We start from the raw sequence: 11,697 nt of genomic DNA on the forward strand, positions 1-11,697 counted from the left end.
AAGTTAAGCTTCTCTGCGCCGATGGTACTGCACTCGGGAGGGTGTGGGAGAGTAGGTCGCCGCCGGACAATCTTTGGAGAAGGGCCTCACGCTTGGGCGTGGGGCCTTTCTTGTTTTGTGAGGGGGTTCGACGCCGTGTGCGTCGGGCCCCCTTTTTGTTGTGTCGGCAGGCCTGGGTTGCGCTGTGCGGTGCTGTCCAGCGCGGTCAGCCGACGGCACCCGCGTACCTTGTATCGGCACCTGCCACCTACGTCGACGTCTGGGTGCTGCGCATTTGTAAGTGTGCTGTTCCGCTCATCCTTGTGGCTGTGCATCGTTCCGCAATTCGAGCATCTTCGCCTTGGATAAGAGGCAGACATCGACTGCTCCGGCAAGGCGGCGACAGGGTTTGATTTCAATTGACTCCGAGCCCGTCGAGCCGATCTCTGGCGGCGTTCAGAATGACCTTGATGGCGTCTACGCCGACCACCCCGGATACGCGCTGAGGGCAAGGTCCAGCAGGCGAGCTCCCGGAGTGAGGCGGGCAGAGCAGCCGGCGAATCGAGCTTGTCGTCCGTCAAGAGGAGCGGGACTCGGATCATTTTGTGGAAGCGTGGTGACATAGCGAGCACTCTCGCTGACCGAGCGTTTGTGGTCCCGTCAATATGTGGCTTGCGTCCGGGCTCATGGACGTACTGCGGCTTGCTAGGCTGGGAGGAACCGGGCCACCCCCACGGGTGGCCTTCGTCGCGTAAGGCCCGAGGGCGGCGACCAGCCACGGTGGACCGTCGTTGTGAGTCCGCTGGGTGAGCCAACGAAATGGACCAGAAGTGAACAGAGAAAACGGATCGGACGGCGGACAGCGCGGGCGCGGCGACTCCGGGGACAGGCGCTCCAGCGGAGACAGAGGGAGCGGCGGATACGGCTCTCGCGGACGAGACTCCGGCGGCGACCGTCCGTTCCGTTCCGAGGACAGGTCGCGCTCCTACGATCGTGGAGACAGAACGCCGCGACGCGACGGCGGCTACCGGGATGATCGCGGTCCGCGTCGCGAGGGTGACGAGCGTCGTCCGTTCCGGGACCGGGATGATCGTGGTCCCCGCCGTGAGGGCGGCTACGGCGATCGGCGTGAGGGCGGTTTCCGCGACGACCGAGGGCCTCGTCGCGAGGGTGGATTCCGTGAGGACCGCGGCCCGCGCCGGGAAGGCGGCTTCCGTGACGACCGCGGCCCACGCCGCGAGGGTGGCTTCCGTGAGGACCGGGGGCCGCGTCGTGAGGGCGGTTTCGGTGACGATCGGGGTCCGCGCCGCGAAGGCGGCGGATATCGGGACGATCGCGGTCCACGCCGTGACGGTGGCTTCCGGGACAGCCGCGGCCCCCGGCGTGAAGGTGACGATCGTGGACCCCGTGGTGACGATCGTCGTACTTACCGGGACCGGGACGATCGCGGTCCGCGTCGCGAGGGTGACGAGCGTCGTCCGTTCCGGGACCGGGATGATCGTGGTCCCCGCCGTGAGGGCGGCTACGGCGATCGGCGCGAAGGCAGGTACGGCGACCGCCGTGAGAGTGGTTTCCGTGAGGATCGGGGTCCGCGCCGTGAGGGCGGTTTCCGTGACGACCGAGGACCTCGTCGTGAGGGCGGGTTCCGTGAGGACCGCGGCCCGCGCCGGGAAGGCGGCTTCGGCGGGGCCCGGTCCGGCGACCGCCGTGAGGGTGGTTTCCGTGAGGATCGGGGCCCGCGCCGTGAGGGCGGTTTCCGCGACGATCGCGGTCCGCGTCGTGAGGGTGACGAGCGTCGTCCGTTCCGGGATCGGGATGATCGTGGTCCCCGCCGTGAGGGCGGCTACGGCGATCGGCGTGAGGGTGGCTACGGTCCCCGCCGCGAAGGTTCGCGTCCGTTCTCGCGGGACGATCGCGCTCCGCGCCGCGAGGGCGGGTTCGGCGACCGCCGTGAGGGTGGTTTCCGTGAGGATCGGGGTCCGCGCCGCGAGGGCGGGTTCGGCGACCGCCGTGAGGGCGGGTTCCGTGAGGACCGGGGCCCGCGTCGTGAGGGCGGATTCGGTGGCAGGCGCGAGGGCGACCGTGGCCCACGTGGCGGTGGTGACCGTCGTGAAGGGGGCTATGGTCCCCGCCGCGAAGGTTCGCGCCCGTTCTCGCGGGACGACCGCGACGAGCGTCCCGGGTCTTCGGGCACTCGCGCCAGGTACGGCAGGTCCGACCGCGAGGCCGAGGCCCCGCGCGAGAAGCTGCCCGAGATCGCGCCCGACATCACCGCGGACGAGCTCGACAAGGAAGTCCGTGAGGAGCTGCGCTCCCTTCCCGGTGATCTCGCCGAGTTGGTGGGCCGGCACCTGGTCGCCGCCGAGCGGGCGCTCGAGGACGACGACCCCGACCGGGCGCACGAGCACACGAAGGTGGCACGGCGGTTCGCGGCCAGGATCGGCGTCGTACGGGAGGCGGCCGGCATCGTCGCCTACCGCGCGGGACACTTCTCCGAGGCGCTGAGCGATCTGCGCGCTGCCAGGAGGATGACGGGATCTGACGCGTACCTGCCGGTCATGGCCGACTGCGAGCGCGGTCTCGGCCGTCCGGAGCGCGCGCTCGACCTCGTACGTTCGCCGGAGGCCGAACGCCTCGACCGAGCCGGACGCATCGAGCTGACCATCGTCGAGTCCGGCGCTCGACGCGACCTGGGCCAGCACGACGCCGCCGTGATCACCCTGCAGCGCCTCCCCGAGCTGCGAGACCCGCAGCCCAGGCCGTGGTCGGCGCGGCTGGCGTTCGCATACGCGGACGCTCTGGCCGATTCCGGGCACCAGGAGGCGGCCACGGACTGGTTCGGGCGAGCGCTGGCGTTCGACGAGGACGGGGAGACCGACGCCGCCGAACGCTACGCCGAGCTGACCGGGTCCGTCATCGAGGACGTCGAGGAAGAATTCGACTACGAGGACGACTTCGACGACGCTGGCGCGGCCGAAGCAGCTGAGGCGGCCGAGGACGTGGACGACGCGACCGCCCTGGCGGAAGCGGGTGACCTCCTGGACTCCCCGGAGAACGTAGCGGACGAGGCGCGGACCGACGCCGACGACGTACCGGAAACGGCTCCAGTCGAGGAGAAGCCGCAGGAGGCGGTCCCGGCCGACGTTCTGGAGGATCAGCCGCAGGGCGCGACCTTCGGGGACGTTCTGGACGCGGAGCCGCAGGGCGTGACCTCAGCGGACGCATCGGATCAGGAGCCGCGAGAAGAGGCCGCCCCGGCCTCGGCGGACGCATCAGATCGGGAGTCGGGAGAAGCGCTCCCGGCCTCGGCGGACGTACAGGGTCAGGAGTCGCGAGAGGCGGCCCCGACGGCGGACGCGTCGGACCGTGGACCGCAAGCAGCCCCGGCCGAAGCGCCCGAGCAGCCCGGTCCCGCCGACACTCCGGAAGGCACTGACGAGCAGCGGACCGCTCCGGAGGCGGCGAAGCAGGCAGAGGCGCCGGGCATCACCCCGGCGTTCATCGAGCCCAATTTCGGCGACACGCTCATCGACGAGTCCGACGAACCCGCCTCGGACTCCAAGCGCAAGTCCGACGACTGACACCACGCGTCCCCGCTGTACCCGGACCGCTACCGTCACCACAAGACGGTCAAACGGTCCGATACGGCGGGGACGCGCAGGTGGCCGCCGGCGAACACCCGTGCCTGCTGATCGCCGAGGATCCCGCACGGATGATCGTGAGGATCTCTCACCCGATTTACGGCAAGCAGGCCGAGCACGCGTATGCCATGTTGGAACCGGCTCACATCTGTCGACCCGGCGTCCGCACGCGTTTGACCGCGTGAAGCCGCGCAATCGTGTGGCGGCGAGAATCCTGAACATCTCCGATAGCAAGAAGTGCCGCACGCGTCTGATGGCGAGCCCCTCAGCTCGCGTACGGAACGGAGGGCCAAGCCCACGTTTAGGGACGCAGCGGAACACCCGAAGTTCCGCGCCCGTCCAGCCGTGAGGAATCCTGCACTTGTTGATGAGCGAGGAGCCATGTGCACGCGGGATTGCAGGGACTTGACGCCGACGAGTCCCGCGCACCCACAGCGGCTGAGTCACGCGCATGTACAGCGATTGAGTCCAGCGCGTGTACAGCAGCGCGGAGTACCCGCACGCGCATGGGGCCGAGAAGCCCGGCACCCGTACGACTTCGGGGCGTGCTTGACGATCAGGCGACGGAGGCATCCGCCCGCCCCCGTCACCCCGGACCTCCCGGAGCAGGCGATTACGGTGAGACGCGGTTGAGCCAGTGGAGGATGCCCGCCACATTCGACGGAGCACCACTCAACAGCTCGAACTGCTCAGCCGTCCCATCGTCCCCGTCACCAGCCTCCAACGCGCGATAGCGATCCTTGGTGCGATCCCTCACCATGGCGACAGCATGGTCTAGATCCAACCCCTCAGAGTGAGCCTGTCGTGTCAGATCAACCCAGACGCGGAGCTCGTCCGCAGACCGCTCCAAGGTCTCCTGTACCGCATCGACCGGCCCATAGTGGCTGAACAGCAACCGCTGCGGCCCAAGCGCCCCGAACAACGCGATCGAGTCGAGCGCCGTCTGCAGGTCGAAGTCCGGCGGCGGCGTGGCCGGACGGAGATCACCCGTCTCGGGAAGGTAGACGCCCGCCGCGTCGCCGACGTACAGGTCGCCGGTGGCGGAGTCGATCAGGCCCACGTGGTGTTTCGCGTGGCCGGGTGAGTAGTGGCTGTTCAGCGTGCGTCCGTTGCCCAGGTCGATGGCTCCGGTGTCGCCGAGGGCCACGATGCGTTCGGCCTCGGTGGGAGACAGTTCGCCGAAAAGCGTGTCGAGTTTGTCACCCCACACCATCCGCGCACTGGCCATCAACCGCGACGGATCAGCCAGATGGTGGGCGCCCTTCTCGTGTACGACAATCTGCGCGGACGGGAAGAACTTGGCGATGTCCCCCACGCCACCCGCGTGGTCCAGGTGAATGTGCGTTACCACGACGGTGGCCAGGTCCTCTGGGCCGACACCGAGTGAAGCGAGCGCGTCGCGCACCACAGGAGCCGAGGTCGAAGTGCCGGTCTCCACGAGACACGGCCGATCTCCCAGAATCAGATAGCCGGCCGTGATACCCGTGTATCCAGCCATTTTGGTGTCGATTTCGTAGACGTCGCCGCCCAACGCGGTGATGTTTTCCACAGGAACTCCCGAGCCTCCAGCCACTGTCCCCAGAACGGCATTCCAGCCGATCCGGCCTCCCTCTCATCGTAGATAGTGATCTCCACCAGAGCACCGATAGGAGGACGACAGTGGATCGCAACGAAGTCTTGCTGGTAGGCCGGCTGTCGGCGGGGGTCGAGGAGCACTCCTTGCCCAGCGGCGACACCGTGGCGAAGTGGCGCATCATCGTGCGCCGCCGCCGTAATCGACGCGGAGCCGCCCTGACGGACAGCATCCCGTGCGTCACCTTCGACCCGGAGACGGCAACAGTAGTCCGCGGCCTCAAACCCCGCGACTACATGGAGGTGACAGGGTCCTTCCGCTGTCGGGTCTTCGGCCCGTCCGCGGCCAAGATCTGGCGGTACGAGGTGGAGGTCAGCTCCGCCAGACCGTACGAAGCCGACATTCCCCTCCCCAACGACCTCCCGGACGACCCCACCCACAGCCCCAACGGAAGCCTCGCCGCCCTGATCCCCCGCCAAGTGGTCTACCTCGCCCCAGCAAGCTGACCCACCCGCCACGCCACGGCCACCGAGAACCGAGCGCGATGCCGAAATCCAACGAGCCTCGCCCGGCCGCAAACTACGTCCCGGCGCGGGGCGGCGGGCTCACTGCCACGGGCGTAGGTTCCTTGAGGTCTGCTGGCCCGTGGACGGTGTCGTCGTGTTGGGGCGGTGGGTTGGCTGGCGCGGGCGTGTTCCGTGAGGTCTGCCTGGCTGCGGATGGCCCTCCTCATGCCGGGCGGTGGGCCGGCCGCCGTGGGCGCGTTCCCCTGAGGTCTGCCCGGCCATGGACGGCGTCCCCGTGCTGGAGCGGCGGGTCGGCCGCCGCAGACGTAGGTTTCCTTGGCCGGGTGCGGCGTACGCCTCGCGTGGCCAGCGGTAGTGCCGGCAGCCATTGAGTGGAGTCGTTCGACCCAGGAGTTATCCGGTTGGTGGATGGCCGTGCTGGCGGGTCGCAATTGGGAGGAGACGGTTGCGTCAGTCGATGGCGAACGTACGGAGGACCAGGCCGGTCCTGGGTTTCGGGCCGAAGGAGGTGGACTTGCGGGGGACTCGTTCGCCGCCTGCCGCGACAGCCAGGACGTCACCGACCGCGAGCGGCTTGAGGAGCACCGCAGTGCCGCCGGTGCGGATGGCCAGTCGCACTGCGGCGTCCGTGTTGTGGTGGACGATTCGTACGGCCTGCTCGTCGTCGCGCATGCCCCACACCTTGGGCAGGACGAACTCCGACAGGACGGAGGTGTTGAGGGAGTTCCAGCGGTCGGAGTGGTCGGGTGGCATGGCGCGGGCGAGCTGTACCGGGTCGGGGTCGGTGAGCAGGTGTATGCCAGCCTCACCGGCAAGCAGGAAGGCCGGCTCTGGAGCCTTCTCCAGCGCGGCCAGACCCTGCGCCAAGTCGTCGAAGTCATGCACTTGCCACGCGGCCCTGGCCTTGGCGGCCGCCTCGGCGAGGGGGAGGCCGGGGATGACGCGGTGGATGGCCTGCAGATTGGGCGGATATGCGGTGGAGTCGACGAGCAGGGCCAGCCCGAAGTCCCATGGCCCGACCAAGGGTTCTGGCATTGAAGGTCTGCCGCTGGAGCGCTCAGATCCGGGCTCGCTGGAGACATCGGGGGCGCCGACGGTGTCGGAGACACGGTGGACACCGGGAGCCGGCGGTTTCTCCTCAACATCAATGTGCTTGGCGGAAGGGGATGACTGTGCCGCTGAAGGGATGACGGGATGAGGTGGCTGAGCCGCTGACTCGACGGGAGAGGGAGATGACGGGGCTTCGGACGGGATGTGGAGTTGCCCCGGTGCGGTGGTGGGTTGCTGGGCTTCTGGGGCGATGACTGGTCGCGCGGTGGTGGGGGCTGACGGCTCGGGTCGAGGGGAGGTGGTGGGGGCTGACGGCTCGGGCTGCGGTGAGGTGGTGGGAGTCGACGGCTCGGGCTGAGGGGAGATGGCGGGGGCTGACGGTCCGGGTCGAGGGGAGGTAGTGGGGGCTGACGGCTCAGGTCGAGGGGAGATAGCGGGGAATGACGGCTCGGGTTGGCGGGAGCGGTGGGTGGCGTGCTCCTGGCGTTGGAGCACGCGGTACGTCGCGTACCGGTGGTGGCCGTCGGCGATCAGGGCCTGGCGGTCGTGGAGATCGGCGTTTATCGCGTCGATCTCTGACGTGTCCGTGATGGCCCACAGGCGGTGTGTGAGGCCGTCCTCGGTGTGGGCGGTCACGAGGGGATGTCGCGTTGAGGCCACCTCGTCCACCAGGCGTGTGGCCGCGCCGTTGTCGCCGTTGTAGAGGAGGAAGATGGGTTCGAGGTTGGCCTTGGTCGTGCTCATGAGGGCGAGCCGGTCGGCGATGGGGCCTGGCATGACGTCCTCGTGGGGGAGGATGATGCGCTGTCCCGGATCGACCAGGCCCACGTCGCCGATCAAGCCGCGTTGCAGGATGTTCGGTCCGCTCTGCTCGTACACATAGAGCGCCGGAACCTCGTCCGGCACCAGGACACCCGCGTCCAGCCAGGCCCTCAGCGTGTCCCGTGCCCCGGCGTAGCGGGTTGTGAGCCCGGCGTCGGACGGGGTGGCAGGAGGGGGCGCTTGCTGTTGGGCGGTGGCCGGTTCGCCGTCGGCCGGGGGATGGTGGGCCGCGGTGCGGGCGCGGGGTGCATGGTCTGATTCCTGTTGCCGATGGGGGTTTGGTGGTTGCTCCGAGGAATCGCCGCGAGGGGAGCGGGGAAGGATGAGGCGGACGACGTTGTTCGGATGGGAGTCCAGGAGGGCGTCCACGTCGGCGTCGGAGATCAGGTCGTATGGTGGGGAGGTCACCTTGGCGGGATCTTCGACGGCGAAACGTACCCCTCGGAAGGGTCGCAGCACCAGCCCGTCCGGCATCGGCAGTTCAGGAATCCCCATACCGGGCATGCTCCCATAAATGCTTGTGCCTTCCGGAAGTCGCCCCATGGTTGCAGCCCGTGCCCGTTCCGCAGCAGGGCGAAGCGGGCCGTCGTTCAGCGATGAAGGAGTCCTCACGCATGGCCCACGACGGAAACGTTCAGAACGAGAATTCAGGTGCTCCCGGGGGCGGTGTTTACGACTGGTATCAGCGTGGGGTGAGGTTGCTCAAAGAGGGCAGTCCGGCTGCCGCTGCCGCGTTGCTGGAGCGTGCCGCCGCGGTTGAGCCTGAATCGCGCAGCATTCTGGAGGCGTTGGCTCGGGCGCAGTTCAATTCGCGGCAGTACGCGGAGGCTGCCGCTAGTTTTCGGCAGATCGTGAATGCTAATCCGGCAGAGGATTATGCCTACTTTGGGTTGGGGCTGTCGTTGTGGCGGACCGGGGATGTGGAGGGGGCGCAGGAGCCCCTGGCCATAGCGGTGGCCATGCGGCCGGATGAGCGGCATTATGTGTCGGCTTTGAAGAGTGTTCGCGCTACCTTGCGGGCTCGTCGCGAAATGTAATCGGAGAGCGTGGGGTGGTGGCGGCCGCTCCGGTCTCCGGCAGTCTTCCTCTTTGGATCTCTGAACGTGTGTCGTTGTGGCGTGGGTGCGTCCGTTGAGCCACGTCTTGCGTCGTTCCGTTTGAGGTTGGGTGTTGACCGACCGGAGCCTTACGCGCGGTTCGGCCTGCTAATGCATGGTTGGGCGGCGCTTTTGTCGTGCTCGTGGTCTCATGCGGCATTGGGTGGTCGGGCAAGGTTATGGCGCTGCGAGGGGTGGCGTTGAGTGGTCTCGTGCGAGGGCACGGGTGAAGGCTGCTTCGGCTTCATGGGTGGGGTTCGTGGTTGTGGAACACCTGACTCGGGATGCGGACCGCTGGCGTCCAGGGGGTGTCGGTGTTGATGACAACCAGAGCAGTGGCGGTGGGGAGCTTCGGCGGGGTGAAGGGCGGATGTGATGGGGAGTTGCGGGCGCTGCTGGCCGTGGAGGGGTGATGCGGTGAGCGTGTGGGCGTGTTGGGGGTCAGGACTGCTGGTGGCGTGAGGGCTTGCTTGGTGAGGATCTGGATGTGATGACGGTCTGGGTGTCGTGATGATCCAGGTGTGGGTGTGGGTGTGGGTGTGGGTGTGGGTGTGGGTGTGGGTGTGGGTGTGGGTGTGGGTGTGGGTGTGGCGGGGGCTGGGCGTTGAGGGGCTGGGTGTGGTGAGGGGCTGTGGGTGTGGCGTGGGGCTGGTGTGGCTTGGGGCTGGGTGTGGTGAGGGTGTGAGTTTGGGGGAAGCTGGGCGTGTTGGTGGTGTCAGGGATTGACGCGGTGAGATGTGGGTGTGGTGGGGAGTCGGGGGTGTTGGTTGTGCCGGGCTCTGATGCGGTGAGGGTGATCGGGGCTCCGGGTTGTGTCGGTGGCGGAAGGCCCTTGGTGCGTTGTGGGAGTGGGTGCCGTTGAAGGGTTGGGTGGGTGAGGGGTTGTCGGGTCGGGTCGGGGAGATGGGGCGCGGAAATGGTTGGCCTTGTGAGGGTGAGTGTGGGGGCAGCGCTAAAGTCGCACGCGGCGTGAGAGACAAAAGGGAGAGGCGCTGTGCTGATCGACGGCTATGACACCTTGCTGCTCGACCTCGACGGTGTGGTCTACCTGGGCAGTCATGCGGTGCCGGGGGCACCGGAGGCGTTGGAGGAGGCTCAGCGGCGTGGCGTGCGGTTGGCCTATGTGACCAACAACGCTTCTCGTACGCCTGCTGCCATCGCCGCTCACCTGCGTGAGCTCGGGGCGCCGGCCTCGGCCGACGACGTGGTGACCTCTGCTCAGGCCGCTGCCCGGCTGGTCGCTGAACGGGTGCCGCCTGGGTCGAACGTGCTCGTCGTCGGTGGGTCCGGGTTGCGGCTGGCCGTACGGGCTCGGGGGCTTCGGCCGGTTTCGACCGCCGCCGAGTCGCCTGTCGCCGTGGTGCAGGGGATCGCGCCCGGTCTGTCGTACGGGCTGCTGTCGGAAGGGGCGTTGGCGGTACGGCAGGGGGCGTTGTTCGTGGCGTCCAACGGGGACAGCACGATGCCCACGGGGCGGGGGGAGTTGCCGGGGAACGGGGCGATGGTTCGGGTGATCGCAGCGGCTACCGGGGTTGAGCCGGTTTATGCGGGTAAGCCTGATCCGCCGTTGCATCGGGAGTCCATGATCCGTACGGGGGCGCGGCGGCCGCTGGTCGTGGGGGATCGGTTGGACACCGATATCGAGGGAGCTTCCAATGCGGGGGTTGAGAGCCTGCTGGTTCTGACCGGGGTGGCGGCGGCTGTCGATGTGCTGACGGCGGAGCCGCGTCATCGGCCCACCTATGTGGGTGAGGATCTGCGTTCGTTGCTGGAGGCGTATCCCGAGGTGCGGGATGGGGCTTGCGGGGGCTGGCGGGCACGGTGGCAGGACGGCGTGCTGCGGCTCGATGGTGAGGGGAACCGGATCGATGGGCTGCGGGCCGCCTGCGACGCGGCCTGGGCAGGGGCCGGCGAGGGGCGGGTCGAGGAGGATGCCGTGAAGCCCGTGCTGGATCGGTTGGGTTGAGGTTCGCCGCGGCTAGGTCCCCGTTGCGGCCGCGTCGGTCGCGTTGAGTTCGACGCGTCGGTCTCGTGGACGGGGTGCTTGTCGGCCTTCGTGGGCGTTGTGGGCTGGCCTTGTGGTGGGTGTGGGCGTCGGTCGCGCTGAGCGCTGTGCGTCGGTCGCGCTGAGTGTTGTGCGTCGGTCTCGTGGAGGGGGTCCTCGCCGGTCTCCATGGGAGATGCACGGGAACCCTGCCGAGCGTTACGTGTCGGTCTCGTGGAACGTTGCGGGCTGGTCTGGGTGGGGGATGGTGGGTTTGTTGGGGGCGGGTTGGCGTGATGGTTGGGGTTCTTGTTGGAGGGCCGTGATCGTCGATCTTGCCTTGTTTCTCCGTCAGGGAGGATCGCCTGCTGGTCGTGGTCGGTGATCGTCGGCTGGTTGGGTTGGGTGCGGGGGCGGGGCGGTGGGTGGTGAGCCGTCCTTGAAGGGCGGCTGGTGTTTGTGGGTTCGGGGGATGGTGGTCGGGGGGTGGGTATGGCCTCGGAGCTGTTCGGTGGGTCTGGCCGTGAACGGGTTGGGTGGGTCTGGCCGTGAACAGGTTCGGTGGGTTTGGCCTTGAAGGGGTCAGGTGGGTGGGGTGGGTTCGTTAGAGGAGTCTGCGGAGGCGTAGGAGGTCGCCGAAGCTGGCGTCGATCTTCACCCGGCCTCCGAGCAGTGCGCGGCCGAGGTCCAGTTCGCCGTCCACCAGGGCGATCAGGTCGTCGCTCGCGATCGTGAGCTTGACGTCCGCCGGCTTGCCGCCCGCCGGTGGACGTTCGGTGAACGGGTCGAGCCCCCCGTAGTGCAGTCGGCCGTAGAAGGTCACGTCGAGGTCGGGAACCCGGCAGCTGACCGTCCGCTCGACCACGTGTTTGGCACGATCCTGCTCGTCGATCTCGTCGAACTGGGCGACGAGCTTGGCCAGTGCCGCCCGGCACTCCTCGACGCTTGCCATGATGCGCATCCTTTCATTTCCCTTTGCGGACGGTAGCGTTCCACATCAGTAGCACCCCCGTATGAGCTTCAA

General features: G+C 68.0%; 8 protein-coding genes. 5 read left to right on the forward strand and 3 right to left on the reverse strand.

Annotated elements, in window-relative coordinates:
• Nucleotides 1-972: 972 nt before the first annotated feature.
• Together ACIBQ1_RS45375 and ACIBQ1_RS45380 are read left to right on the forward strand one after the other, a co-directional pair.
• Nucleotides 973-2,484, forward strand: a complete 1,512-nt coding sequence (locus tag ACIBQ1_RS45375; protein WP_397287269.1) for a hypothetical protein — start codon at nt 973-975, stop codon at nt 2,482-2,484.
• A complete protein-coding gene (locus ACIBQ1_RS45380; protein ID WP_397287271.1) occupies nt 2,394-3,560 on the forward strand; it encodes a hypothetical protein in 1,167 nt (388 codons plus the stop codon). Before ACIBQ1_RS45375 ends, ACIBQ1_RS45380 begins: the two co-directional genes overlap by 91 nt.
• Before the next feature lie 673 nt (nt 3,561-4,233).
• On the opposite strand, the gene ACIBQ1_RS45385 is transcribed toward ACIBQ1_RS45380, so the two are convergent.
• A complete protein-coding gene (locus ACIBQ1_RS45385; RefSeq protein ID WP_397287273.1) occupies nt 4,234-5,169 on the reverse strand; it encodes an MBL fold metallo-hydrolase in 936 nt (311 codons plus the stop codon).
• 110 nt (nt 5,170-5,279) lie between these two features.
• Here ACIBQ1_RS45385 and ACIBQ1_RS45390 point away from each other — a divergent pair, with 110 nt between their 5' ends.
• Nucleotides 5,280-5,699, forward strand: a complete 420-nt coding sequence (locus ACIBQ1_RS45390; protein WP_397287275.1) for a single-stranded DNA-binding protein — start codon at nt 5,280-5,282, stop codon at nt 5,697-5,699.
• Nucleotides 5,700-6,170: 471 nt separating this feature from the next.
• Here the strand turns inward: ACIBQ1_RS45390 and ACIBQ1_RS45395 are convergent, their stop codons facing one another.
• Complete coding sequence (locus tag ACIBQ1_RS45395) at nt 6,171-8,087, reverse strand: DUF1015 family protein (RefSeq protein WP_397287277.1); 1,917 nt, start codon at nt 8,085-8,087, stop codon at nt 6,171-6,173.
• A 59-nt stretch (nt 8,088-8,146) separates the two neighbouring features.
• Here ACIBQ1_RS45395 and ACIBQ1_RS45400 point away from each other — a divergent pair, with 59 nt between their 5' ends.
• Both ACIBQ1_RS45400 and ACIBQ1_RS45405 read left to right on the forward strand, forming a co-directional pair.
• The gene (locus ACIBQ1_RS45400) at nt 8,147-8,629 is read left to right on the forward strand and encodes a tetratricopeptide repeat protein (RefSeq protein WP_397287279.1); all 483 of its coding nucleotides are present in this window, start codon (nt 8,147-8,149) and stop codon (nt 8,627-8,629) included.
• 1,054 nt (nt 8,630-9,683) lie between these two features.
• Complete coding sequence (locus ACIBQ1_RS45405) at nt 9,684-10,655, forward strand: HAD-IIA family hydrolase (protein WP_397287281.1); 972 nt, start codon at nt 9,684-9,686, stop codon at nt 10,653-10,655.
• Between the two features lie 622 nt (nt 10,656-11,277).
• Here the strand turns inward: ACIBQ1_RS45405 and ACIBQ1_RS45410 are convergent.
• A complete protein-coding gene (locus ACIBQ1_RS45410) occupies nt 11,278-11,625 on the reverse strand; it encodes an SCP2 sterol-binding domain-containing protein (protein ID WP_397287283.1) in 348 nt (115 codons plus the stop codon).
• Nucleotides 11,626-11,697 lie beyond the last annotated feature (72 nt).

It is taken from the genome of Nonomuraea sp. NPDC050153 (genome assembly GCF_044460125.1).
Lineage (GTDB): Bacteria > Actinomycetota > Actinomycetes > Streptosporangiales > Streptosporangiaceae > Nonomuraea.